General features: G+C 71.5%; 23 protein-coding genes. 3 read left to right on the top strand and 20 right to left on the bottom strand.

Going from position 1 to position 25,195, the window contains the following annotated elements:
* Window positions 1–39: 39 nt before the first annotated feature.
* The 3 genes from G8E01_RS02590 to G8E01_RS02580 are packed head-to-tail and all read right to left on the bottom strand — an operon-like array spanning window position 40 to window position 4,144.
* Window positions 40–2,058 carry an ArnT family glycosyltransferase gene (locus tag G8E01_RS02590; RefSeq protein WP_166315439.1) on the bottom strand — a complete coding sequence of 673 codons (2,019 nt, stop codon included), beginning with the start codon at window positions 2,056–2,058 and terminating at the stop codon, window positions 40–42.
* Window positions 2,055–3,551, bottom strand: a complete 1,497-nt coding sequence (locus tag G8E01_RS02585) for a glycosyltransferase family 2 protein (RefSeq protein ID WP_240921224.1) — start codon at window positions 3,549–3,551, stop codon at window positions 2,055–2,057. Before G8E01_RS02585 ends, G8E01_RS02590 begins: the two co-directional genes overlap by 4 nt.
* The gene (locus G8E01_RS02580) at window positions 3,548–4,144 is read right to left on the bottom strand and encodes a GtrA family protein (protein WP_205827204.1); all 597 of its coding nucleotides are present in this window, start codon (window positions 4,142–4,144) and stop codon (window positions 3,548–3,550) included. The genes G8E01_RS02585 and G8E01_RS02580 overlap by 4 nt, the downstream gene beginning before the upstream one ends.
* Before the next feature lie 232 nt (window positions 4,145–4,376).
* Between G8E01_RS02580 and G8E01_RS02575 the strand changes: the two genes are divergently transcribed.
* A complete protein-coding gene (locus G8E01_RS02575; RefSeq protein WP_166315434.1) occupies window positions 4,377–5,009 on the top strand; it encodes a YitT family protein in 633 nt (210 codons plus the stop codon).
* Here G8E01_RS02575 and G8E01_RS02570 read toward each other — a convergent pair.
* Window positions 5,006–6,505, bottom strand: a complete 1,500-nt coding sequence (locus tag G8E01_RS02570) for an MFS transporter (protein WP_166315431.1) — start codon at window positions 6,503–6,505, stop codon at window positions 5,006–5,008. The genes G8E01_RS02575 and G8E01_RS02570 overlap by 4 nt on opposite strands.
* 80 nt (window positions 6,506–6,585) lie before the next feature.
* Between G8E01_RS02570 and G8E01_RS02565 the strand changes: the two genes are divergently transcribed.
* Window positions 6,586–7,125: a TetR family transcriptional regulator gene (locus G8E01_RS02565; protein ID WP_166315428.1), complete on the top strand. Its 540-nt coding sequence runs from the start codon at window positions 6,586–6,588 to the stop codon at window positions 7,123–7,125.
* Between the two features lie 7 nt (window positions 7,126–7,132).
* On the opposite strand, the gene G8E01_RS02560 is transcribed toward G8E01_RS02565, so the two are convergent.
* Window positions 7,133–8,377, bottom strand: a complete 1,245-nt coding sequence (locus tag G8E01_RS02560; protein ID WP_166315425.1) for a serine hydrolase domain-containing protein — start codon at window positions 8,375–8,377, stop codon at window positions 7,133–7,135.
* 39 nt (window positions 8,378–8,416) lie between these two features.
* A complete protein-coding gene (locus tag G8E01_RS02555) occupies window positions 8,417–9,784 on the bottom strand; it encodes an ATP-dependent DNA helicase (RefSeq protein WP_166315422.1) in 1,368 nt (455 codons plus the stop codon).
* Between the two features lie 83 nt (window positions 9,785–9,867).
* Here G8E01_RS02555 and G8E01_RS02550 point away from each other — a divergent pair, with 83 nt between their 5' ends.
* Complete coding sequence (locus G8E01_RS02550; RefSeq protein WP_166315419.1) at window positions 9,868–10,950, top strand: hypothetical protein; 1,083 nt, start codon at window positions 9,868–9,870, stop codon at window positions 10,948–10,950.
* A 4-nt stretch (window positions 10,951–10,954) separates the two neighbouring features.
* Here the strand turns inward: G8E01_RS02550 and G8E01_RS02545 are convergent, their stop codons facing one another.
* From G8E01_RS02545 to G8E01_RS12920, 14 genes are all read right to left on the bottom strand, one after another.
* A complete protein-coding gene (locus G8E01_RS02545) occupies window positions 10,955–12,928 on the bottom strand; it encodes a bifunctional copper resistance protein CopD/cytochrome c oxidase assembly protein (RefSeq protein WP_338100721.1) in 1,974 nt (657 codons plus the stop codon).
* A 98-nt stretch (window positions 12,929–13,026) separates the two neighbouring features.
* Window positions 13,027–13,314, bottom strand: a complete 288-nt coding sequence (locus tag G8E01_RS02540) for an HU family DNA-binding protein (RefSeq protein WP_155049155.1) — start codon at window positions 13,312–13,314, stop codon at window positions 13,027–13,029.
* Window positions 13,315–13,573: 259 nt separating this feature from the next.
* Window positions 13,574–13,879 carry a 30S ribosomal protein S14 gene (rpsN, locus tag G8E01_RS02535; RefSeq protein ID WP_155049153.1) on the bottom strand — a complete coding sequence of 102 codons (306 nt, stop codon included), beginning with the start codon at window positions 13,877–13,879 and terminating at the stop codon, window positions 13,574–13,576.
* 2 nt (window positions 13,880–13,881) lie between these two features.
* The gene (gene rpmG, locus G8E01_RS02530) at window positions 13,882–14,052 is read right to left on the bottom strand and encodes a 50S ribosomal protein L33 (protein WP_155049151.1); all 171 of its coding nucleotides are present in this window, start codon (window positions 14,050–14,052) and stop codon (window positions 13,882–13,884) included.
* Window positions 14,052–14,288, bottom strand: a complete 237-nt coding sequence (gene rpmB / locus G8E01_RS02525; RefSeq protein ID WP_155049149.1) for a 50S ribosomal protein L28 — start codon at window positions 14,286–14,288, stop codon at window positions 14,052–14,054. The genes rpmG and rpmB overlap by 1 nt, the downstream gene beginning before the upstream one ends.
* A gap of 164 nt (window positions 14,289–14,452) precedes the next feature.
* Window positions 14,453–15,430, bottom strand: a complete 978-nt coding sequence (locus G8E01_RS02520; protein WP_166315416.1) for a zinc-binding dehydrogenase — start codon at window positions 15,428–15,430, stop codon at window positions 14,453–14,455.
* A gap of 106 nt (window positions 15,431–15,536) precedes the next feature.
* Complete coding sequence (locus tag G8E01_RS02515; protein ID WP_166315412.1) at window positions 15,537–16,973, bottom strand: hypothetical protein; 1,437 nt, start codon at window positions 16,971–16,973, stop codon at window positions 15,537–15,539.
* Complete coding sequence (locus G8E01_RS02510) at window positions 16,963–17,712, bottom strand: TIGR03943 family putative permease subunit (RefSeq protein WP_166315408.1); 750 nt, start codon at window positions 17,710–17,712, stop codon at window positions 16,963–16,965. The genes G8E01_RS02515 and G8E01_RS02510 overlap by 11 nt, the downstream gene beginning before the upstream one ends.
* Window positions 17,702–18,745: a permease gene (locus G8E01_RS02505; protein WP_166315405.1), complete on the bottom strand. Its 1,044-nt coding sequence runs from the start codon at window positions 18,743–18,745 to the stop codon at window positions 17,702–17,704. Before G8E01_RS02505 ends, G8E01_RS02510 begins: the two co-directional genes overlap by 11 nt.
* A 7-nt stretch (window positions 18,746–18,752) precedes the next feature.
* Window positions 18,753–19,145: a Fur family transcriptional regulator gene (locus tag G8E01_RS02500; RefSeq protein ID WP_166315402.1), complete on the bottom strand. Its 393-nt coding sequence runs from the start codon at window positions 19,143–19,145 to the stop codon at window positions 18,753–18,755.
* Window positions 19,146–19,154: 9 nt separating this feature from the next.
* Window positions 19,155–20,045 (bottom strand): metal ABC transporter permease, encoded by an 891-nt coding sequence (locus G8E01_RS02495; RefSeq protein WP_166315399.1) that lies wholly within the window; start codon window positions 20,043–20,045, stop codon window positions 19,155–19,157.
* Complete coding sequence (locus G8E01_RS02490) at window positions 20,045–20,872, bottom strand: metal ABC transporter ATP-binding protein (RefSeq protein ID WP_166315396.1); 828 nt, start codon at window positions 20,870–20,872, stop codon at window positions 20,045–20,047. The genes G8E01_RS02495 and G8E01_RS02490 overlap by 1 nt, the downstream gene beginning before the upstream one ends.
* A 53-nt stretch (window positions 20,873–20,925) precedes the next feature.
* Window positions 20,926–21,903: a metal ABC transporter solute-binding protein, Zn/Mn family gene (locus G8E01_RS02485; RefSeq protein WP_166315393.1), complete on the bottom strand. Its 978-nt coding sequence runs from the start codon at window positions 21,901–21,903 to the stop codon at window positions 20,926–20,928.
* A gap of 31 nt (window positions 21,904–21,934) precedes the next feature.
* Window positions 21,935–25,168: an SNF2-related protein gene (locus G8E01_RS12920; RefSeq protein WP_166315390.1), complete on the bottom strand. Its 3,234-nt coding sequence runs from the start codon at window positions 25,166–25,168 to the stop codon at window positions 21,935–21,937.
* Window positions 25,169–25,195 lie beyond the last annotated feature (27 nt).

The following is a 25,195-nucleotide window of genomic DNA, read 5'->3' as shown; positions in this document are numbered from 1 at the left end:
TTTCTGTCGTGGGGCCGGGTCGAATGCCCCCGGCTTGGGTCACTCCGCGGGGCGCGGGAGCAGGTTCGCGGGTTCGACGGGAGAGAAGGTGACGATGACGCCGGCGTCGCTGCGCTCGACGGACAGCGGCTCAAGCTCGCCGGAGAGGGACGCGAAGAAGCTGATGGCCGCATCGGCGCCCGCGGCGTCGCCTCTCGCGTCGACGCCCGCGTAAGAGCTGATCACCAGCTGCCGGTGCACGCCGGAAGGGTCATCATCGAGCTGAGCGAGATCGGCGACGGCAACCTCTCCGGTTGCGGCCAGCTGGGCGACCGTGAGGAGGATCCGACCATCAACGACACCGGCGGTCAGGAGATCCTGGATCCCTTCGGGGAATCCCACTCCCGGATTGGCCAGCAGCTGTTGGCCGGCGATGGAGCGCGCCGCATACAGGCCGTCGTCGTCAGCTTGATCGAGCCCGGACTGCGTCGCGTCCACGAACCGGATGTCGACCTGCTGCGCGCCCTGACCGAACGACGCGACCACGACGCTGTTATCGATCGCTTGCTGGACCGTCGGGAACTCCGTCGGGAACGTGCGCATGGAGTCGGTGGTGACGACGTAGTCGTAGTCGCGCCAGCCGTCCGGTGCGAGATCCTGCACGTCGGAGTCGGTGTCTGCCTTGTAGTACCAGACCACGTTGTCGCGGGCGAAGCCGGCGTCCACGAGGTCGACCCACATGGCGTCGTCGACGAGCATCCGGGCTTCGGGGGCGGCGTTCTCGGTCATCCACGCCTCGGCGTCGCGGAGTGGCTCGTCGAGGTCGGCGAGCACGAAGCCTCGAAGCTGCGTCGCCCACAGAGGAACGGCGGCGACCATCGCGACGGCGAGCCCTGCCGCGAGCGCCGAGCCGGCGACGCGCGAGATCGCACGGTGGGTCTTTTCTGACGCCCGAAGCCGCTCGACGGCGACCTGGCCGATGCCGGCGACGACGATCGCCGCGAACGGCAACATCATGATGACGTAGGGCACGGGAAGATACCCCCCGCGGAACATGAACGCGGTCAGCGCGAGCAGGGTGATCGCCCAGGGTCGCAGCCGACGGACGAACACAGCCGCGACGCCAGCGATGAGGACTGTGCCGATCAACACGGCGTCGAGTTGCAGCCACATACCGACGGTCCTCGTCATGAGGCTGTCGGGGTCGAGGAGTGAGCCGCTGCCCTCGCGCGAGGCGAGCTGAAAGGCAAGCCCCTCGAACAGGCTGACGCGGTCTTGTCCGGGCATCAGCTCGCCCTTCACGAGCGCGAATGCCACGTACCCGAAGCCGAACAGCGCGACGACGGCCGCGGAGACCGAGAGGGTGTAGCGGCGGGTCGTACGATCGGCTCCCCGCCACATGAGCCATGCGAGGAGCGGGAGCGCGAGGAGATACGTCTCCTTGGTGAGGACCGCGATGCTAAAAGCTGCTGCAGCGCCCATATAACCGAGCAGCTGTTTATTGCGGCTCATCGCCAGCAGGAGTGCGCCGAGGAGCCACGCCGTCGCGATGTTGTCGAGGTAGACCTGGCGGTGGAACTGCACGGCAAGCGGCGACATCAGGAAGATGACGGTGGCCACAGAGGCGGTCGCCCGACCAAACCCGATGCGGCGGACGAGAGCCCACAGCAGCACCGCGGCGACCGCGGTCGCGACCAGCATCGCCTCACGTGCCGCGATGACCGCGACGTCGTAGCGATCCCACGCCCCGGTGAGTCCCGCATACCCCGCGATCTGGATCCAGCCGAGCGGCGGATGGTCATACCAGTAGGTGTAGTGGGTGAGCTCCCCGAGGTGACCAATGGCCCAGGCCTGCGCCGTGTATGTGCCTTCGTCATCGATGCGTTGCGGGGATCCACCGAGGTTGACGGCGTTCACGACAATCCCGACGACGAGGGCCGGCAGGAGCCACGCGAGATCGATCGCGCGGCGCCGCCAGCTCGACCTGGCGGGGGGATTCCCGTCCGCCAGCGCTCCCGGCCGGGGTGTGATCTCTGGCTCCGTGGGCGAAACCTGCGTGCGATCGAGGGTGGAGGTCATGCTGCACTCCCCTCAGCGGATGTCGCGGCGAGCACGTTCGGCGAAGCGATCCGCGGTGCGGGCGCATCGCGGTGCGCGCCGGTGTGCTCCGTCTTCTCCCAGCTGCCGTCGCCGCGCAGCTGGCGGACGACCGCCCGGATCGCGGCCGCTGCGAGGAAAACCTGGTACGGCAGCAGCCCGAGGATGAGGCGGGCATAGTCGCGGACGCGGACCTTCTTGCCGTACACGCGTCCGAACTCCGCCAGCCCGGCAGCTTCGACGACCACCGTGATGAGCGTCGGGATGAGCGGGAGGAATGTGATGAGCGCGATGACGGTCGGGACCTTCACGAGGAGGATGAAGGCGATCGAGATCGGGATCAGGAGGCCGGTGGCGGCCTGGATGAACGGCATGTTGAGCAGATAGCGCGCATACATGCGCTGACGGAACGTGGGGAGCCGCTTCCACTCGCCCTTGTCCAGCACCTGCAAAAAGCCCTGGTTCCACCGGGTGCGCTGCTTGTAGAGCGACAGGAAAGTCGGCGGCGTCTCCTCGCGCGTGACGTACTCGGGGTTGTACGCGACGACGACCTTGGCGCCGTCGCTGGACAGTCGCACGCCGAGTTCGCAGTCCTCGGCCAGGCACTGGTCGTCCCACCCCTCGGACCACTCGAGTCGATCCCGGGTGACGAAGACCGTGTTTCCGCCGAGCGGGATGAACTTGGATCGGGCGTGGAAGTGGAGCCGGGAACGGAACCAGAAGTAGTACTCGAGCACGTTTCGCAGCGACCACCAGCTCGTCTCGAAGTTCATGAGCTGCACACCGCCCTGGACCACGTCAGCCCCCGTCTCCTGGAACTTTGAGTCGACGACGGTCAGGAGGCCCGGATGCACCTCGTCCTCCGCATCGAAGACGCCGACGATGTCACCCCTCGCGATCGCGAGCGCGCGGTTCAGGGCCTTCGGCTTGTTCTTTGGCACGCTGTCGTCGACCACGACCGTGATGAGGTCGGGATGGCGCGCGGCGGCCTCTCGGACGACGAGCTCGGTCCCCGGGTCGTCGTGACCGACGATCGCGATGATCTCGAAGTCGGGATGGTCCTGCATCGCGAGCCGATCCAGCGTCTGGCCCATCACGTCCTCCTCGTGCCGACCGGGCACGAGCAAGGTGAATCGGTGTCGCGCAGGACGTGGAGAGTCGCTGAACTGGGTGGCCTTGAGATCCGCCGCGGACCGCCACGCGTGCAACATCCACCAGAGCGTGACGGCCGCGATCGCGGTGAGGACGAGGGCGAGGACAACGACGCCGCTATAGCCCAGCCACTCGGCGAACGACCAGTCGGGGAGGACGCCGTCGGTCGGAGGAACGACCGTCTCCGCCGGACTGTCGATGTCGCTCCCGTCCGCGGGCTCTTGCCCGGGGTCGCGCACGATCGGGGTCAGCAGCGGCTCCGGCACGCCCGCCTGTTCGCGGTCGTCGGCTCCTGCGTCGATGAGGTAACGGGCAAGGTTCATGAGGGAACTCCGGCTTCCGAGCTATTCGTGCGGTGAGTGGAGTGCGACGTGCGCGTGTGAGCGGTGAAGACGATCCATCGATAGGCGACGAAGCGGAAAATGGTGCCGAGCACAAGGCCCACGCCGTTGCCCGAGATGTTGTCCGCGAGCTGCGAGGTGAATCCCAACAGGTAGTGGGAGACGAAGAGGCAGCCGGCGGCGATGAGGAGGCCGACCACGTTCACGATCGCGAAGAGCAGGCCCTCACGGAACGCGCCCCGCGAACGCTCTTTGCGGAACGTGAGGTAGCGGTTGCCGAGCCACGCGGCGATGGTCGCGACAGTGACGCTCACGACCTTCGACCAGATCGGCGAATCACTCAGGACCGTCGCGCGAACGACGTTGTAGACGCCCAGGTCGATCACGAACGCGACGCCGCCGACCATGCCGAAACCCGCCAGTTGTCCGAAAAGCCGAGCCAACGGTCCTCGATCAGCTGACGTCGCGCGCGCCGCCTCACGCCGCTCGACGGCGTCGTTGTCGAGCCGTCCCGCTGCGATGTCCGCGCCGTCGCCCGCGCGCGTCGCTCCATCCGTTTCACTACTGCGCCGCATAACTGGTCATCCGGAACGGATGCCCACGCGGTTTGGAGCTACCAGCTTCCTTGGAGGTTCGAGAAACCTCTCGTTCATCTACGGGCCGCGGAGCAGGATGGCCTGCGCGCGCGACAAAAGGTCGCGCGGGAATGCCCACCGTGCTTCATGCAGGTTTCCTTGATCTCACAATTCGCCTCACACTGACGTAAAAACTTGCGCACTTCGCCGCGTGCGGCGCATGCTGGGAGCGATGACTGCCGCGATCCCCGTCCCCCGCCCCGCGACGAAGCACTCCGTCGGCGACGACATTCTCGGGATCCTCTGCGGCACGGTCGTCGTCTCGCTCGGGCTCTTCCTCCTGCGCGCGGGCGGCGACGTCTCCGGCGGCACCGCGGGGCTCGCCCTCCTCCTCAGCTACGCGACGCCCGTGCCCTTCGGCGTGTTCTTCTTCGCGATCAACGTGCCGTTCTTCCTGCTCGCCATCCGGAGCAAGGGGTGGGGGTTCGTCCTGCGCAGCGTCCTCGCCATCGCGCTCGTCTCCGCCGCATCGACGTTCCACGGATCCGCCGATGCGCTCGGCGCGCTCGCCCTCGACCCGTTCTACGCGGCGGTTGCGGGGTCCACGCTCGCGGGCGTCGGCGTCCTCATCTTCTTCCGCCACGGCGCGAGCATGGGCGGGTTCAACATCCTCGGCCTCGTCCTGCAGGAGCGGTTTCACCTGCGCGCGGGCTACGTGATGATGACGCTCGACACGATCGTGGTGCTCTCGGCCTTCGCCGTGGCGTCGTGGCCCGTCGTCCTCGCCTCGGGCCTCGGCGCCGTGATCATGAACCTCATCATCGCGTTCAACCACCGCCCCGGCCGCTACGTCGCGTCGTCCTAGCGCGAGCCCACCTCCGACGGCACGACCCGCCAGGACACGACCGCGGCGACCGCGACGAGGACCGCCGCCACGAGCGAGGTCTGCTGCATCGCGGCGGTGAACGCCTCGCGCCCCGCCGCGAGGAACGCCTCACCCGCCCCCGACGCCGTCAGCTGCGGCAGGGACTCGCCGGCGGCCTCGCGCACAGCAGCCGTCGCCCCCTCGGGGAGGGAGAGCGACGAGCGATAGATCGCGCCGTGCACGGACCCGAGAACGGCGATCCCGAGCGCGACGCCCAGCTCGTAGGCCATCTCCGAGATCGACGACGCGGCACCCGCGCGCTCGCGCGGCACGGACGTCACCACGGCATCGGTCGAGACAGCCGTCGCGAGGCCCACGCCGATCCCGATCACACCGAGCGCGAGCGCGAGCCCAACATAGCCGGGCTGGGCTTCGGCGAGCGCGAGGCCCGCGAGGCCGACCGCGGCCGCGCCGAGCCCCGCACCGAGCGCGCGCCCCCGTCCGAATCGGCGCACGATCCCGGCGATGAACGCGACGATCACGACCGCGCCGACCGACAGCGGCAGCTCGCCCAGCCCCGCGGTGAACGGCGAATATCCCCGCACGAGCTGGAGGTACTGCGAGAAGAAGAAGATGAGGCCGCTGAACGCGAACACCGACACGAGATTCGCGGCCACGGCGCCCGAGAATGCGGGGATCCGGAACAGCGTCATGTCGACCAGCGGCGTCGCCAGGCGGCCCTGACGCGCGACGAACACCCACCCCGCCGCGACGCCGAGCGCCAGGCCCGCCACCGCGCCCGCGCCGACGTCGCCCCGCGCGATCTGCTTGATCGCGAAGACCACCGGCACGATCGCCAGGACCGAAAGCACGGCGGAGGCGACGTCGATGGGCGCCCTGCCGGATCCGCGCGACTCGGGAAGGAGCACGGCCCCCAGCACGAGAACGACGACCATGACCGGGACGTTGATGAGGAACACCGCGCCCCACCAGAAGTGCTCGAGCAGGGCACCGCCCACGAGCGGCCCCGCGGCGGAGCCCACCGTGAATCCGACCGACCAGATCGCGATCGCGAAGGTGCGCTGCGAGGAATCGCGAAACAGGTCGCGGATGATGGCGAGGGTCGACGGCATGATCGTGGCGCCCGCCGCCCCGAGCAGCGCCCGCGCCGCGATCAGCGCGCCCGCCGTCGGCGCGAACGCGGCGACGATCGACGCCCCGCCGAAGGCGACCGAGCCGACCAGCAAGAGGCGGCGGCGCCCGACGCGATCGGCGAGGTTGCCCATCGTGACGAGGAGCCCCGCGATCGCGAACGAATAGGAATCCCCGATCCACAGCACCTCGGTCGCCGAGGGCGCAAGCGCGCGGGTCAGCGCGGGAATCGCGAGGGCGAGTACCGTCGCGTCGATCGCGAGCACGGTCACGGCGAGGGTGAGCACGCCGAGCGCGGTCCATTCGCGGGTTCCGGCCCGCCTCTCCCGAAGTGTCGTCGTCACGCCATTACTATACCAAACGGTCGGTACAGTAACTCGACGCCAGCGGATAGCCTGGAGCGCGACCCGTCGAGAGGATCCGCATGAACCGCCCCAGCGCAAAGCAGGAGGTCGCCGCAGCGGCCCTGCGCGTGGCCGCCCGCGTCGGCCTCACCGCCCTCACGTACGAAGCGGTCGCCGCCGAGTCCGGCAAGTCCAAGGGCGGAGTGCTCTACCACTTCCCCACGCGCGACGACCTCGCCCGGGCCGTCATCGAGCGGCTGATCGGCCTCTGGGAGGCGGACGCCGAGCGCCACCTCGGGGCACCGTTCGCCGCGGCCTCCGTCGCCGACCGTCGGGCCGCCTATCTCCTGTCCGCCATCGACACCTCGGGCGAGCTCGACCCGCTCGGCGACCTCTCCGCGCTCGTCGACGTCATGCACGACCCCGCCCTCGCCGCCATCTGGACGGCGTTCCGCGACCGCTGGGTAGGGGACATTTCCGCTCTCACGACGACACAGCAGATCGCTCTCGCCGCCGCGGACGGCATCTGGGTCGACGAGGCGATGCAGCAGGCGCCCTACCCGGCGAGCAGCCGCGACGCGGTCGTCGCGGAGCTCCTCCGCATGATCCGGGGCGACTGAGCCGCCGCTACTCCCCCTCGATGGGGCACACCGCCGCGGATCCGACGGCGCTGTGCGCCTGCTCCACTGTCCACGGGAACGTGGTGTCGGGCTGGCCGTCCCCCGGGACCTGCATCGCGATCGCCGCGAGCTCGCGCGCCAGCGCGCCCGCGATCTCGTCGCCCGCCGCCGAGTTGTTCAGCACGACAACGACCGTCAACCCCGTCTCGACGTCGCTGTACGCGGCAGTGCTGTAGCCGACCATCGCCCCCTGCTGCCCGACGAGGGTCCCGAGCATGAGGTCGCCACCGGCGGCGCGCACCCACTGATCGCCCTCCGGATCCGTGGGAAGCGAGTCCTGCCAGCGCAGCTCGACGTCGTCGCCGGATCCCACGCCCGCGGCGAGCGCGCTCGCGTAGTCGCGCAGGTCCGTCACGGTGGACACGACCCCCGAGTTCGCGTAGCCGAAGGTCGGCGACAGCTCCGTGACGTCGCGCGGCTCGCCCTCGCACGCGTTCTGTTGCTGCCCGCTCGACGTGTAGTACCCCGTGAACTCCACCGTGCCCGGAGCGTCGCCCGGGAGCGTCGTCGACGTGAGCCCCGCCGGCTCCGCGACGTAGGTGCGGTACAGCTCGCGCAGGCTCGTGTGCGAGGCGTTCTCCAGCGCCATGCCGAGGAGGAAGTAGTCGCTGTCGGAGTCGCGCCAGCTGTCCGCGGACGCCATGCCGCGCCCGAGGCCCTCGGCGACGAACTCGCGCGGCTCCCAGTTGCGGTCAAGGTTCGACAGGATCGACGACCAGCGCCCGTTCTGGGAGGGCCGCACCCCCGAGAGCCCGTCGCACAGGTCCTCGAGCGTCACCTCGGCCAGCTGCGGCGTGCTGGGGATGTAGGTCGTCACGGGGTCGTCGACGCTGACGGTGCCACGGTCGTCCAGGGCGAAGAGGACGTCGCAGGTCATCGAGCGGGTGATCTCGCCCGCGCGGAAGGTCATCGTCGCCGACGGGGTCTCGCCCGAGCCGATCTCGGTCTCGCCCACGCCCTCGACCCACTCGCCTGCCCACGGCACCCACACGCCGGCCACGGCGCCCGGCGCGCCCGCGCCCTGCATCGCGCGCTCGGTCGCGGCCTCGAGCTGCGCCGCGACGTCGTCGGGAAGCGGATCCGCGAGATCCGCCGGGTTCGGCGCGTCGTCCCCCGTGCATCCGGCCAGGAGCAACGCCCCGACCGCGAGGATGCCGGCCGAGGCGGCAAGACGACGAGACCTGAACACCATGGAACCCCCTGAAGACCGACTTCTCTCGAGTCTAGGTCGTCAGCCCGCGCGCATCGCGTCGCCCTGTTTCTCCCAGGCGTTGCGCATGAACCGGCGCACGTTCTCGTCGACGCGAATGTCGCTCGGGCGCAGCGGGCGGGAGAGGTAGAGCCCGTCGAGCGACGTCAGCCGCGAGAGCGCGACGTAGGTCTGGCCCGGCGCGAATGCGCCCGCGCCCAGGTCGACGACGGCGCGGTCGTAGGTCTTGCCCTGCGACTTGTGGATCGTGACGGCCCACGCGAGGCGCAGGGGAAACTGCGTGAACTCGGCCGCGACGTCGCGCGAGAGCTTCTTCTGGAACGGGTCGTACGCGTAGCGGTACTTCTCCCACACGGCGGGCTCGACGTCGAATTCCTCGCCGTCGACGTCGACGCGCACGCTGTCGCCCAGGATCCGCGTCACCGTGCCGATCGTGCCGTTGACCCAGCGCGGCGGCTCGCCCCCGCTCCCGATGTCGTTGCGCAAGAACATGACCTGCGCGCCGATCTTGAGCTTGAGGTTCTCGTCGGCGGGGTACGCGTCGCCGCGGCCGAAGTCGCCGTTGACCTCCGCAACCGCGGTCTGCTCGCGCCCCGGCAGGTCGGCGAGGTGCTGCGCGTTGATCTGGTTGACGCGGTCGTTGCGCGTGGCGAGCGTGATGACCGGGTCGTCGCCGTCGCGCGGCGGCGTGCGCGCGCCGGCCGCGTTGAGCGCCTCGGCGATCTCGGCGGTGACGCGCCCGTACCGGACCGCGTTCAGCATCGTCTTGAAGGCGTCGTCGTCCTGACGGTGAATCTGCGTGAGCTCGCGGATGTGGAGCTCGGCCCCGTGGCGCCCCATCTCGATGAGGCCGTCCCCCGCCTGTTCGCCGGCCCACACCTTCGCGTCGAAGAACCAGAACGACCGGTAGTGGTCGTCAATGTAGCGCGCCTCGTCTCCCCGGGGCGGGACGGGCGCGAGCTGGTACGGATCCCCGAACATCACGACCTGGACGCCCCCGAACGGTTCGCGCCGGCGCGCGCGGGCCTGGCGCAGCGAGCGGTCGATACCGTCCATGAGGTCGGCGTTGACCATCGACACCTCGTCGATCACGAGCGTGTCGATGGCGTTGAGGATCTTGCGCGTCGCGTCGGACTGATCGAGCTCGCTGTCGGCGATGAGGCCGATCGGCAGCTTGAAGAGCGAGTGGATCGTCTGGCCCTCGACGTTCAGCGCCGCCACGCCCGTCGGCGCGCACACGGCGATCTGCTTCCGGGTGTTCCAGGTGAGGTGGCGCAGGAGCGTCGACTTGCCGGTGCCCGCCCGGCCCGTCACGAACACGTGCTCGCGCGTGTCCTCGATGAGCCGGAACAGGGCCTCCTGCTCGGCGGAGAGAACGGGCTGGGCCATCCCCCCATCGTACGAGGGCACGGTCGTGCAACGACCGGGCCGGCCGACGGGGAGAACACAGCGCCCGTTCCTAGACTGTGTCCATGCCAGCCGGATCCGACGAGCGTCGCCGCGCGCGGCGCCCGCCGAGCCCGGCTCTGCGGGCGATCGCGGGCGTCGTGGCGCTCGCGATGCTGGCCGGCGCGATCGCGGTGGGCTTCCTCTCGCTCTACCGCGAGTTCTGGGGCCCCAGCGCCTTCGCCGAGCGCTACGTGCGCGCGATCGCCGACGCCGACGCGCAGGCCGCCCTCGCGATCCCCGGCGTGGCCCCGGAGTTCTCCGCCCTTGAGGACATCGGCCGGGGGTACGCCTCCGACGCCCTCCTGCGGGCGGACGCGCTCGCGAGCACGATCACGGACGTCCATGCCGTGGCCGAGGCACCGCTTCCGACCGACGAGGGCGAGGTCACCGTCGTGACCGTGGCGTACACGATCGACGGCGTGCGCGACGAGATGGTCTTCCGCGTCGAGCGCGCGGGCATGAGCGGCCTCGTCCCCGCCTGGCGCTTCGAGACGAGCCCGCTGTCGGTCCTCGACGTCACGGTGCGCGGGTCCTGGCAGTTCGCGGTCAACGGCTTCGAGATCGACAAGCGCCAGATCGCCCCGGAGGGCGTGGAGGCGGATCCGCTCGCTCCGGTGACCATGCTCACCTTCTCCCCCGGCAACTACGCGATCGCCGTCGACACGGCGGCGACCCAGGCGGATCCGCGCACGGTGCGCTCGGCGTCGCTCCTGGACCGCGTCGCGATCGACATCCAGACCACCCCGACCGACGAGCTCACGCAGGTCGTGGAGGACAGCGTCGCCGACTTCCTCGAGACGACGTGCACGACGCAGGCGGTCCTCCAGCCGCAGGACTGCCCCTTCAGCTACGACGCCTCGTGGGGCATCGCGCAGCCCGACATCTCGTGGACGATCCTCGACTACCCGCGCACGGCGCTCGTGCCCGACGGCGACGACTGGCGGGTCTCGCCGACGTCGGGCCGCGCGCACGTCACCCTCACGGTCCAGGACTACTTCACGGGCGCGCTCGTGCCCGTCGACGAGGACGTCTACTTCACGATGGTCGCCGAGGTCGACGTCGGCGACGACGGCAGCGTGCACATCACGATCGACCGCGCGACCTGACGGGTCAGAGGCCCCGGGCCTCGTCGCGCTCGGCGATCCGCGCAAGACGCGCGTTGTACTCCGCCAGCTCCGCGTCGCCCGTGCGGTCGGCGTGGCGGTCGCGGCGCTTCTGCTGCCGCTCGTCGCTGCGGCTCCACTGGATCGCCACCGTGATCGCCGTGATGACCGTCGGGATCTCCCCGATCGACCACGCGATCCCGCCGCCGGTGTACTGGTCGTCCATCGGTGTCGGCCCCCAGGCGCGCCCCATGGATCCGTACCACTCGGCGACCATGAGGCCCGACTGGCTCATGATCGCGATGCCGAAGAAGGCGTGCATGGCCATGACGACGATCAGGAGGACGAGGCGCCCCGCGTACGGCAGGCGCCACGGCACAGGGTCGATGCCCACGAGGGTCATCGCGAACAGGTACCCCGTGATGAGGAAGTGCGCCACCATCCACTCGTGGCCGAGGTGGTCGTAGAGACTCCATCGGAACAGGCCCGAGAAATAGAACGCCCAGAGGGATCCGATGAACAGCCCCGCGGCGACGAACGGGTTCGTGAGGACCTTCGCGACGGGGTTGTGGACGAGCCAGAGGATCCACTCCCGGCCCCCGCGCGTGCCGTCCTCGCGCTTGGCGATCGCGCGGCTCGCGAGGGTCACCGGCGCCGCGGCGACGAGCATCAGCGGGATGTCCATGCTGAGCAGCATGTGCAGCAGCATGTGCATGCTGAAGAGGTAATGCCCGTAGGCGTTCAGGGGGCCGTTCGTCACCCACAGCAGCTGTGCCATGCCGAGCATCCAGAACACCGTGCGGAAGACGGGCCAAGCGTCGCCGCGGCGCTTCAGGCGCCGCACGCCGAGGGCGTAGAACGCGATGCCGAAGATCCCCACGAGGAGCCACAGCGGGTCGATCTCCCACTGCGTGAACCACTCCGCGGCGGTGAGCTCCGGCGGGAGCGGCGCGTCGGTGAGGATCTCGGCGGGCGTCTGCAGCGCGGGCGGGATCTCGCTCACGGGCGGGGCCGATCGCGCGAGCGCGGCCGCGGCGCCCGACGCGACGCCCATGAACACGAGCTCGAGGGCGATCACCGCCCAGAACGTCGCGTTCTTCTCGGCGCTGCGGGCGATGAGGCGCCGACGGTACCAGGCTCCGAGCGCCCCCATCGCGACGAGCGCGGCGATCTTCACCACCAGCACGAGCCCGTACGCCGTCGTGACGAGCTGGGAGAGGTCGGCGATCGAGGCCAGCGAGCGCAGGTAACCCGAGATCGCCACGACGATGAACGCCACGAGCGCGACGGAGGAGTACCGCGCCAGCACGGCGCGCATTCGCTCGGGCGAGAGGGCCGGGCGGATCGCGACGAGCACGACGAGCCCTCCCAGCCACACGGCCGCGCCGATGACGTGCAGCGTCAGGGCGGTCACGACGAGGTTGTGGTCGGCGAGGTCGCCCGAGTGCCCCTGCGTGGCCATCGGCACGAGGCTCGCGACGGCCAGCGCGACCGTGACGAGCGTCGTCGTCCACCCGCGCACGGCGAACGCGAGGACGGTCACGATGCCGCCGGCGACGGTCTGGATCAGCCAGGCCTGGCCGATCTCGGTCGTCGTGAGATACTGCCCCAGCTGCGCGCCGAACTCCGAGCCGAGCGAAAGCTGCGGGTTGAACCCGCTCATGTAGTTCAGGAACGTCGTGGCGCCCGACGCGATCGTGAACGCGGCCGCGCCGATCGAGGAGGTGTCGAGCGCGACCCCGAACGCGCGCTCGTCGGGCTTCAGCGCGAACAGGGCGACGACGAGGGATCCGACCATCACGGATCCGGCGATGTTCACGGTCATCTTCGCGACCGGCAGGCTCCACCGCACGACGGCTCCCGGGTCCTGCAGCGCGAGCGGCGCGGCCCCGCCCGTCGCGATCAGCGCGGCGACGAGCGTGGCCCCGGCGGCGACGAGGAGGAGGACGGGCCCGGCGGCCCGCAGGGCGCGGGGAGTCACGCGACCGATCCTAGTTCGCGGCGCCTGGGCGTCTCTCCGAGAACGCGACGCGGGCGCCGCCCCGGAGGGTGGCGCCCGCGTCGCGAGACGTCGTCGTCTTACTTGACGGCAGCCTTGAGCTTCGAGCCCGCGGTCACCTTGACGCGCTTGCCGGCCGGGATGGCGATCTCGGCACCGGTCTGCGGGTTGCGGCCCGTGCGCGCGGCCGTGTCGACCTGCTCGAACGCGATCCAGCCGGGGATCGAGACCTTCGAGCCCTTGGCGACGGCCTCGGAGACGGTCGTGAAGAGCGAGTCGAGGACACCGGAGACGGTGGCCTGGCTCTGGCCGGTCGCGCTCGCGATGCTCGCGACGAGCTCGGTCTTGGTGATGTTCTTGTCGGCCATTGTCTTCCTCCATCGGCGCGGACGCGCCGTGACGAATCGTTGGACCGAGAGCGTGAACCCCCGGCTCGGTCGTGCGACCGAGCACAAAACTAACGCGGCTCGCCCGATTTCCGCGTATTTCCGCGGGATTCGGGCGATTCGACACGGCGTGTCGCCCGCGCGCGGGGCTCGTGTGGCACGTGTGACTGCCGGATCCCCCTGCACACGCGACAGGGCGGGACCCCCGGTATGGGGATCCCGCCCTGAGCGAGAGTCGTGCTTACCAGCTCGACTTGGTGATGCCGGGCAGCTCGCCGCGGTGCGCCATGTCACGGAAGCGGACACGCGAGATGCCGTACTTCGTGAGGACACCGCGGGGGCGACCGTCGATGACGTCGCGCGAGCGGACGCGGACGGGCGACGCGTTGCGGGGCAGCTTCTGCAGGCCCACGCGCGCGGCCTCGCGCTCCTCGTCGGACGCGTTCGGGTTGACGAGCGTCTTCTTCAGCTCGAGGCGCTTCTCGGCGTAGCGCGCCACGATCTCCTTGCGCTGCTCGTTGCGCGCGATCTTGCTCTTCTTCGCCATGATTAACGCTCCTCGCGGAAGTCGACGTGCTTGCGAACCACCGGGTCGTACTTCTTCAGCACGAGGCGGTCGGGGTTGTTGCGCCGGTTCTTCTTGGTCACGTAGGTGTACCCCGTGCCCGCGGTCGAACGCAGCTTGATGATCGGACGTACGTCCTGAGCCTTCTTCGCCATCAGAGCTTCACACCCTTCGCGAGCAGGTCCTTCACGACCGACTCGATGCCGCGGGCGTCAATGACCTTGATGCCCTTAGCGGAAACCGTCAGCGTGACCTTGCGGCCCAGCGACGGAACGTAGTACGTCTTCTTCTGCACGTTCGGGTCGAACCGACGCTTGGTGCGACGGTGCGAGTGCGAGACGTTGTGACCGAAGCCGGGGGTGGCTCCCGTCACCTGGCACACAGCAGCCATGGTTCACTCTCCTTCAATACCGTGATCCGAGAACGGATCACCCAAGATCTCTTGCCTGCGCAGACCGCGCCCCGCCCGTTTCCGGGCTGTGTTCGGGAAGCGACTGCACGAACTGCGCGCAGGAGTGCGCACAGCCAAACAAAGATCCTAGCACACCGGGCGTGTCACGGCCGCAGGAGCACCTTGCCCTCGCGGCCGGGCTCGGCGCTGGCGGCCGCCGCGGCGCGCGCGTCCTCAAGCGAGAAGACGCCGTGGACGGGGAGCGGCACCTCGCCGGATCCGACCCGCTCGAAGAGCTCCGCGAACAGGCGCGCCCGGGTCTCGGGATCCATCGTCGCGCTCACGCGGCTCCCCCAGAAGCCCTTGAGCGTCGCCTGCTTGAAGATGAGGTCGCCCGACGAGACGTCGAGGCGCCCGTCGCCCATGGCGCCGAACGACACGAGCGTGCCGCCCTCGCCGAGCAGCGCGAGCAGGTCCCCCGCCGCGCGGCCGCCCACCGAGTCCACGGCGGCGCGGGGAGCGGATCCGTCAAGGATCCGCTCGGCGCGCTCGCGCCAGTCGGGCTGCGCGGTCGAGACGACGTCCTCGATGCCCGCGGCGCGGAGCTCGTCGACGCCCGCGTCGCGGCGCACGAGCCCGAGGACGCGGACCCCGCGGGAGGCCGCGAACTGCGCCACGAGCCGGCCGACCGCGCCGTTGGCCGTGTTCTGGGCGATCCACTCCCCGGGACGGACGTCGAGGAAGTCGAGGAGGCTCAGGGCGCTGAAGGGCATCGCGATGAGCTGGGCGGCGGTCTCGTCGCCGATCGCGTCCGGCACCGGCACGAGTCCGGCCGCGTCGGCCAGGGCGTACTCGGCCCAGACGCCGAACGTGCCGCCAGTCGCGACGCGCTGGCCGACGCGCAGCCCCGTCACGCCATCTCCGAGAGCGTCGACGACCCCCAGGGCCTCCGTGCCGGCGCGCGCGGGCAGCTCGGGCCGATACCCGTACGTCCCGCGGATCGTCCACAGGTCGTGGTTGTGGATCGGCGACAGCACGACGCGGATCCGCGCCTGTCCCGGGCCGGGCTCGGGGAGCGGGACCTCGCGGGTCTGGAGGACGTCGACGGCCTCGCCGAAGGTCTCGTGCAGGAGTGCGCGCATGGGTGGTGCCTTTCTCTCGCGGTGGTCGGGGGTGCCCGGCCGCGGCGGGGACAACGCCCTGGTGCGGGCCGGTGTTCCCGCTCTCAGGGAGCTCCCCGCAGATTCCTCACCACGGGCCGACCTCGCACCAGCTCGGGTCGAATCCGGGCAGCACGTCGACTTCCTCGCCCGACGCGGCGTCATAGATCCGCGTCTCGACGGTCTCGGGGAGCGGCTGCGGCGCGTCGTCGTACGGGTTGCCTGCGACGTCCGGCGCGACCTGCACGGCCGCGTACTGCGCGCTCGGCGACGAGCAGACGCCGAGAAGCGCGTCGCCCTGCGCCACGGTCGCGACGTCGGTCGCGGCGCCGTCGGCGTCGACCTGGACGACGTGGACGTCCGTGGGGAGGCCGTCGACGAGCTCGGCGTAGGCGCGGAGCGTCCCGCCGTCGGCGGTCGGGATGATCTGGCTGAGGAGGCTCTCGCCCGAAAGCCCCAGGTCGACGTCGTCGAGGTCCGTCTGCTCGCCGGAGGCGAGGTCGAGCTCGACGAGCCGCCCATCGGCGAGCCCGACGAGGGCCGTGTAGGTCGAGCGCGCGACGCCCTCGATGAGGAGCGCGACGCCGAAGGTCGTCGGATCCGCATTCGTCGTGCGGTCCACGAGCGTGAGGTCGCCGTCGAAGTCGTTGAACAGCAGCGAGGAGGTCTCGGGCACGAACCGCCAGGTGTCGATGCTCGGCTCCTCGCCCCCGACTTCCACGGGCTTGAGCCCCGCGTCGGAGGTCTCGGCCGCGTCCCGCAGGGATCCCGTGAACAGCACGCTGACGCGGCCCGACTCCGCGCTGACGTCGCCGTCGGTGAAGGTGAAGCCCACGAGCTGGTCCTGCTCGGACACCTGCAGCGCCTGCACGTACCCGTCGCCCGGGAGCTCGAGCGGGACGGGATCCGCGCCCGGATCCGCCCGGTCGAGGACGAACACGCGCGTCTCGCCCTCCTCCACGACGCTCGCGACGAGGTAGCGGCTCGTCGCGCGAAAGTCGTCGATCTGCTCGGCGCGGAGCACGGCGACGGGATCCGCGTCGGATCCGACGGCGCGCGACGCGATGACGTCGTCGCCGTCGGGGTCGCGCTCGAGGGTGAGGACCTCCGCGCGCGGCGTCTCGAACGTCGTCGTCAGGTCGGCCGACGGGCCGCCGCCGACGCCCGTCACGCCGGACACCGTGATCGTGTAGCGCGTGGCCGCGTCGAGCGCCGCGGGGAAGCGCACGCCGACCGTGCGGCCCGCCGCGTCGACCGTGAAGTCGGCCTCGGGCTCGACGTTCACCTGCGCGGGGTCGATCGCGGACAGCGACTGGTTCGCGGTGAAGATGACGCGGCTCCCCGACTGCCCGATCGCGGCCGCGGGGTCGGCCTGGACGCTCGTCACGCGCGGCCCCTGCGACAGCCCGACCGCCGCGCCCGCGCCGCCGATCACGGCCAGCGCGGCGACGACGACCGCGAACGCGGCCGCGAACCGCCCGCGACCGCGCCGGCGGCGCCGAGCCCGGCGCGAGTCAGTACTCATACGGATCCTCGGGCTCGTCCACGCGCGTTACCGAGGCCGCCTCGATCACGAGACCGCCCGCGTCGTCGACGGCGACGTCGCCGACGAGCTCGATCCACTCCCCCGTCGCGAGATCGGCCGGGAGCCCTGCGCCGTCGGCGACGGGAAGCACGGCCGACTGCGCGTCGATCACGCAGTGGGTGATGACGAGCCGGCTCAGCTGCACGGATCCGTCATCCGCGGGGGTGACGAAGCCCGTCAGCCGGACCGTCTCGCCCGCGTACCGCTCGGGGCTCGTCGCCGTGGCGAACACGGCCGACCAGTCCCCGACGCCGAAGTCCGCCGTGTCGACGACGCCGAGCTGCACCTCGTCGGCGCCCGCGAACAGCACGGGCGCCCCGGTATCGCGCTCCATTGCGAGCTCGGCCGACAGGGTCGCGGGCGGGAGCACGAGCGCCGCGACCGCGACGCCCGAGGCGAGCACGCCCCCGACCGTCGCGGCGATCACCGCGGCCGGGGCGCCGTCGGCCCCGTCGTGCGCGTGGTCGTGGCCGTGGTCGTCGCGCTCAGCGCCGAGCGGCAGCGCGAAGGACAGCGCCGCGCCCGCGAGGAGGAGGACCGACATGCCCACGGCGAACCAGGCCTGCGAGGGGTTGATGTACAGCTGCAGCCGGCCCGTGACCGTCAGCCCCAGCGTCACGACGGCGAGGACGGCCGCGAGCCCGACGCCGAGCCAGCGGTTCGCGAGGTCAGAGAACAAGGTTCATCACCGTCCCGAGCGCGAAGGCGAACAGCAGCACGACGGTCACGATCCCCGCGATGACGCGGCCCGTGAACGTCGTGCGCAGCAGCGCGATCATCTTCACGTCGACGATGGGCCCGACGATGAGGAACGCGACGAGCGATCCGGTCGTGAACGTCGAGGCGAACGACAGCGCGAAAAAGCTGTCGACGTTCGAGCAGATCGCGACCGTCATGGCCAGGAGGATCATCGCGACGATCGAGAGCACGGGGTTCGAGCCGATCGCCACGAGCGCGCTGCGCGGGATGAGCACCTGGACGGCGCCGGCGATGGCGGATCCGATCACGAGCGCGGGCATGACCGCCCGCAGCTCCACGACGAACTGCGCGAGCGTGCGGCGGGCGCGCGAACCGGCCGCGTCGGCGGAGACCTCGCACGCGAGCTGGAAGCGGTCCGTCAGCATGGCCTGCGGATCCGGGTGGCGGCTGTACAGCCACGCGATGAGGAGCGCGACCGCATAGCCGCCCGCGAGGCGCGCGACGAGGATGCCGCTGTCGAACCCGAACGCCTGGTGCGTCGTGATGATGACGATGGGGTTGACGATGGGGGCCGCGACGAGGAACCCGAGGGTGTCCGCGGGGGTGAGCCCGCGCATCATGAGCCCGCGCGCGAATGGCACGTTGCCGCACTCGCAGACGGGGATGAGCATGCCGACCGCCGCGAGCACCATGCGCCGGGGCCACGCGCGCCGCGGCAGGAGGCGGTGGATCACGTCCGCGGGCACCCAGACCTGGATGACGATCGACAGGATCACGCCCAGCGCGACGAACGGCAGCGCCTCGATCAGCACGCTCAGCGCGAGCGTGAGCCCGTCCTGCGCGCGCGTGGGGAGCGGATCCGCGAAGATCCCCGGCAGGAAGGCATCGACCGCGAACAGCGCCGCGATCGCCGCGGCGCCGATGCCGACGAGCGTCAGCGCGCGGCCGCGCGTGCCGCGGTCCGCGCCCTGCGGGGCGTCCGGCCGGCGGGGAGGGGCGGGCGCGTGTGCCATGGGCCGGTCAGCCGCTCTTCGCGGCGCACTCCGCGCAGACGCCGAAGATGTCGACGACATGCTCGGCGTCGGTGAACCCGTGGGTCGACGCCGTCTCGCGCGCCCAGCGCTCGACCGCCGTCGCCTCGATCTCGACCGTGCGGCCGCACCGGCGGCAGATGAGGTGGTGGTGGTGACCGCTCGTCGCGCAGGCCCGGTAGAGGCTCTCGCCGTCGGGGCTCTGCAGGCTGTCGGCCTCGCCCGACTTCGCGAGGCCCGCGAGCGCGCGGTACACGGTCGCCAGGCCGATGCCGGTGTCGTCGCGGATCAGGGCGTGCAGGTCCTGGGCGCTGACGAAGCCGTCGCTCTCGGAGAGCGCCTCGCGGACGCGCTCTCGCTGCCACGTGTTGCGCTGAGCCATGCCCCGAGCCTACTTCGCCGCGCCCGCGGGCACGGTGTGCGCGCCCCGGTCCTCGTGCCGGATCCGCAGGGCGCGCTCGCGGCGCAGGGCCACGAGGCGGCACACGAGGTAGATCGCGAAAGAGATCGTCGTGATGTACGGGCTCACGGGGAGCGTCCCCGCGATCGCCAGGAGGATCCCGCCGACCGCCGAGACGAGGCCGAAGCCGGCCGAGAGGAGCGGCACGACGAGGGGGCTGTTGCTCACGCGCATGGCCGCCGCCGCGGGCGTGACGAGCAGCGCCATCACGAGGAGCGCGCCGATGATGTGAACGGCGGCCGCGACGATCGCGCCGAGCAGGATCATGAAGACGATGCTGAGCCCGCGGGTCGGCACGCCGCGCGCCTCCGCGGCCTGCGGGTCGAGCGACTCGAAGCGCAGCGGGTTCCACACGACGATGAGGCCGACGAGCACGAAGGCGCTGATGAGCACGAGCCAGCCGAGGTCGGGGTTCGACACCGACACGATCTGGCCCGTGAGCAGGCCGAAGCGGTTGGCCGAGCGCCCGCTGTACAGGGAGAGGAAGAGGATCCCGAGCCCGAGGCCGAACGGCATGAGCACGCCGACGATCGAGTTGCGATCGCGCGCACGGGATCCGAGGACGCCGATGAGGAGCGCCGCGACGAGCGCGCCGCCCAGCGACCCGACGACGACGGATCCGCCGAACAGTAGCGCCGCGGCCGCGCCCGCGAAGGAGAGCTCGCTGATGCCGTGCACCGCGAACGCCATGTCGCGCTGCATGACGAACACGCCGATGAGCCCGCCGACGATGCCGAGGGCGGCGCCCGCGATGAGCGAGTTCGTCATAAGCGCGAGGAGCGCGCCGTAGTCCTCGAACGAGAACACGTCCGACCAGCTCATCAGAACACCCCCGCCTCGTCCTCGTCGTGATCGTGTTCGTGATGCGGGTGGTGGGGCTCGGCGTCGGGGATCCCCGCCACGAGCAGGCGGCCCGCGGCGCGGATCACCTCGACCGGCGCGCCGTACAGCTCGGTGAGCACCTCGCTGCGGAGCACCTCGTCCGGGCTCCCCAGCCGGAAGCGCCCGCCCGCGATGTAGAGGATCCGGTCGACGACGCCGAGGATCGGGTTGACGTCGTGGGTGACGAACAGCACGCCGGCCCCGCGCTCGCGGCGCTCGCGGTCGATGATCTGGGTCACGGCGCGCTGGTTGGCGAGGTCGAGGCTCGACAGCGGCTCGTCGCAGAGCAGCAGCTGCGGGTTGTCCACGAGCGCCTGCCCGACCCGGAGCCGCTGCTGCTCGCCGCCGGAGAGCGCCCCGACGGCGTCGTCCGCGAAACGGTCCGCGCCAACAGCCCGGAGGAGCTCCGCCACCCGCGCGGCGTCGCCGCGGCGCGGGACGGGGAGGCCGAAGCGCGTCCCGTTCATGCCGAGCGCGACGAGGTCCTTTGCGCGCATGTTCGTGCCGAGCGGGAACGGGCGCTGCTGCGGGATGTACCCGACGCGGCGGTTGCCGCGGCGGACCGGGGCGCCCGCCACGCGGATCCGCCCCGCGCTCAGCTGCTGTAGGCCGAGGATGGAGCGCAGGAGCGTCGTCTTGCCGGATCCGCTCGGCCCGAGCACCGCGACGAACTCGCCGGGCTGCACCTCGAGGTCGAGGCCCTGCCACAGGTCGCGCCCGCGCAGCCGCAGCCCGGCGCCGGAGATCTGCAGCACGGGATCGGTCATCCCCTCAGTCTACCGCCGGACTGATAATCGTTCTCGCCCGTCGGGCGCGGCGCTCAGCCCGCGAGGGCGGCGTCGAGCGCGTCGACGTTGTCCGTCATCCACTCGACGTAGGTCGAGCCCTCGGGCAGCGTCTCGGCGAACTCGACGACGGGCACGCCCGCGTCGCCGGCGGCCTGGATGAGCTGGTCCGTCTCGGATCCGCCGGTCTGCGCGTTGACGACGAGCACGTCCACGTCGCCGTCCTCGATCGCCGTCAGCGCCGCGAGCAGCGTGGCGGGCGCGACGTCCTGCCCCTCCTCGACAGCCTCCGCGAAGCCCTCGGTCGTGACGTCCTCGAGGCCGGCCTCGGCCGCGAGGTAGCCGCCGATGGGCTCGGTGAAGAACACCGTGGCGCCCGCGTGGGCGTCCTGCACCTCCGCGATGCGACCCTCGAGCGCCTCGAGGTCGGCCCGCACGGCATCGGCGTTCGCGGCGATCGCCTCGGCGTCCTCGGGCAGGTCGGCCGCGAGGTGCTCCTCGAGCTCGGCGACGAAGTGCTCGATCGTGTGCGGGTCGTACCAGACGTGCTCGTTGAAGCCCTCGATGTGCTCGTCCTCGGAGTGCTCCTCCTCGGCGTGATCGTGCTCCTCCTCGGAGTGCTCCTCCTCGGCCTCCGCCGGGTAGGCGTCGCTCAGCTCGGCGACCGTGAGCACCTCGGCGTCGGAGCCGGACGCCTCGAGAAGGTCCTCCATGAACGCGTCGTAGCCGCCGCCGTTCATGATCACGAGGTCGGCGCCGTCGAGCGCGAGCTGGTCGCGCGCGGTCGCCTCGTACTCGTGCGGGTCCTGGCTCCCGGAGTCGATGATCGCCTCGACGCTCGCCGCGTCACCCGCCACCGCTTCCGCGAGCGACGCGTAGACGCTCGTCGACGCGACCACTGTGAAGGCGTCATCGTCGGCCGACGCTCCGGCCGAGCCGGACGCGCACGAGGCGAGCAGGAGGGCGGGCACCGCGATCAGGGGCGCGGCGAGGAGGGTACGACGGGTCTGCATGGCGCCATCGTACGCCGAATGAGAATCGTTATCAATCTCGTGGGGCGTCGCCGAGGATCGCCCGCAGGTCGTCGGGGCCGAGCGCCGCGATCGCCTGCGCGTCGGCGGATCCAAGCACGTCCTCGAACAGACGGCGCTTACGGTCCTGGAGCTCGAGAACCTTCTGCTCGATCGTGCCGGCCGCGATGAGGCGATAGACGACCACGGGGCGCTCCTGGCCGATCCGGTGCGCGCGGTCGACGGCCTGGGCCTCGGCGGCCGGGTTCCACCACGGATCCAGGAGCACGCAGTAGTCGGCCTCGGTGAGGGTGAGACCCACGCCGCCCGCCTTGAGCGAGATGAAGAACGCCGGCAGGTCGCCCGCGCGGAACCTCTCGATCATGCGCTCGCGCTGGCCCTGCGACGCGGATCCGTCGAGGTAGGCGTAGCCGATGCCGCGATCGTCGGCGACCTGGGCCGCGCGGCCGAGGAACTCCGTGAACTGGCTGAACACGAGCACCCGGTGGCCGTCGGCGACCACCTCGTCGAGGAGCGCGCCGAGGACGTCGAGCTTGGCCGAGGGCCCCTCGGCCCCCGCGAAGGCCGGGTCGAGGGCGTGCCGCCGCAGCGTCGTGAGCGACGCGAGGATCTGGATCCGGTTCTTCTCGACGTCCTCGAGGAGCCCGAGCAGCTTCTGTTGCTCGCGGCGGAACCGCTTCTCGTAGGCCCGGCGGTGCTCCGGCGCGAGCGGGACCTCGAGCACCTGCTCGGTCTTGGCGGGGAGCTCGGGGGCGACGGCCTCCTTCGTGCGCCGCAGAAGGAAGGGGCGCAGACGCGCGCGCAGCTCGGCGAGGCGGCGCGCGTCGCCCTCCCGGGAGATCGCGTGGTGGAAGTGCGAGCGGAAGTGCGCGCGGGTGCCGAAGAGGCCGGGCGCGACGAGGGCCGAGATGGCGAAGAGCTCCATGACGTCGTTCTCGAGCGGCGTGCCCGTGACCGCGAAGGTCGTCGGCGCCCCGATCAGGCGCGCGGCCGCGTGGCCGCGCGAGGCGAGGTTCTTCACCTGCTGCGCCTCGTCCAGGACGACGACGCGGAACCCCGCGGCCTGCAGCTCCTCCTGGTCGAGGCGGAGGATCGCGTAGCTCGTGACGACGAGCGTCGCGCCCTCTGTTGCCTCCGCGACCGGCGTGCCGCGCGCGCGGGTCGTCGCGGTGAGCGCGACCGGCGCGAGCCCGGGCGCGAACCGCGCGGCCTCCGCCACCCAGTGCCCCACTACGCTCGTCGGCGTGACGACGAGGAAGCGGGCGCCCGGCTCGTCGAGGCGCGCGTGCTCCAGCGCCGCGAGCACCTGGACGGTCTTGCCGAGGCCCATGTCATCCGCGAGGATCCCGCCCAGTCGGCTGCGCCGCAGCGCATCGAGCCACGCGACCCCGTCCCGCTGGTAGTCGCGCAGGACCCCGCGGAACGACGCCGGCGGATCGCGTCGCGCGAGCGTCTTCTCGCGGAGGTTCCGGAGCGCGTCGAACCACGCGCTCCGCTGCCGCGCGACGATGCCGATCTCGGCGAGCTCGTCCCAGAGGTCGACCCGGTAGCGCCCGATGCGAACCCGGTCGGAGGTCGGATCCTCGAGCGCGCGCGCCTCGGCGAGGATGTCGCGCAGCCGCGCGAAGTTCTCGCCGAGGAGCGGGAACGTCGTCCCGCTGAGCAGCGTGAAGTAGGTGCGACCGTGCGCGAGGGCGCGGATGAGATCGCCGGAGGCCACCGGCTCGCCCTGGATCGTCACGACGATGTTCAACTCGAACCAGTCGCGGCCCGATGCGTGGCCCCCGATCGTGACGACCGGATCCTCCGTCGCGAAGGTGTAGGTCGGCACCTCGTCGTGCAGCTCGACGCGCACGTCGTCGAGCCGGCGGAGCGCGGGGAGCACCTTGGCGAGGAACTCGACCGTCTCGTCGGGGCCGAGGTCGCGCGCGGGCGGGAGCGGGTCGGCCCGCCGGCGGGCGACCAGCCGCGCGAAGGCGCCGGCCGCGGCGTCGACGGCCGCGAGGATCTCGCGCTCAAGGACGGGATCGCGGACACCTCCCGGGCGCTCCCACTCCCAGTAGACGCGGGCGTGCGGATCCGCGTGCCGCACGGCGACGACGAGCGTCGGCCGCGGCGGCGCGGGGATTTCGTAGGACCCGTCGCTCGAGAACACGGGCGCGACCTGCCGCAGGCGCGGCAGGAAGTCGCGGGCAAAGTCGTCGAGGCGGTCGGCGGGGATCGAGAGGTGGCCGGCGCGGCCCAGCGCGTCGAACTCCGCGCTCGCCGGCTCCGCGAAGCGCGCGAGGGACGCGACCTGCCCGCCCGGGCCCCGCCGCGCGACCGCGACCGTGGGCGCGCCCACGACCAGCGGCCGCCCCGCGGCGGGCCCCGGCCCGGCGACGGCCTCCACCCACAGCCGGTCGCGGACCATGCGCAGGTCGATCTGCGGCTTCGCCTCCGCCTCCTCGAGCACCACGGCCGGCTGCCCCGCCCCGTCCGCGACGAACTCCACGCCCGCCGCGTGCGCGACCCCGAGCGCACGCCAGAGCCCCGCGCCCGGCAGCGCGTCGAGCCGGATCCAGTCGGGCGCACCCCACCCCGCGCCGTACCGCGAGCGGTGGCCGCGCGAGCGCAGGCGCTCCCCCACGGCCGCGAAGTTCTCGCGCGAGGCGTGCATCGCCTCGAGGTCGGCGAGGGCCCCGCGGCGGGGGTCGGCCGAGCGCTCCTCCGCGACGTCGCGCCACGACAGCCCCGTGCGGATCCACGCCCCGCGGGCCCCGCGCACGGCCGGTCGGATCGCGACGCCCGCGCCCTGCGGGTCGGCGGAGCCCGCGGCGCGCACCGCGAAGAGCAGGGCGATCTCGCCCGGGTCGTCCTCCGCGCCGGGCGGATCCTCGAGGACGCCGCGCAGCGCGCGCTCCCAAGGCTCGAGCGCGGTCCCCTCCGAGGCGTGTCCGCCCTCCCCGCCACCGCCGACGCGGAACGGATCCTCCCGCTCGGCGAGGACGATCAGCGCCGCGGCCGCGTGCGCGCACCGCCCGGCGCCGTCGTGCGGGCACCAGAACGCGATCGCGAACTCGCCGCCGTCATCCTCGGCCTCGACGGCGACCGCGAGGGACCCGACCGACACCAGGGCCGTCGACACCCGCCGGCCGAGCTCGCAGCGCGTCACGCGGATCGGCAGCTCGGCCGCCAGCATCCGCCCCGCGGCCACGTCGTCCGGCGCGAAGAGCGCGGAGACGGTGGCGGCGGTGAGAACGAGCACGGGCTCACCCTATGCGCGGCCACCGAC

Origin of the sequence: Microbacterium excoecariae, assembly GCF_011326725.1 — a bacterium.
GTDB classification, from domain to species: domain Bacteria; phylum Actinomycetota; class Actinomycetes; order Actinomycetales; family Microbacteriaceae; genus Microbacterium; species Microbacterium excoecariae.
The sequence above is the reverse complement of the archived record's forward strand: the minus strand, read 5'-3'. Positions and strand labels throughout refer to the sequence as shown.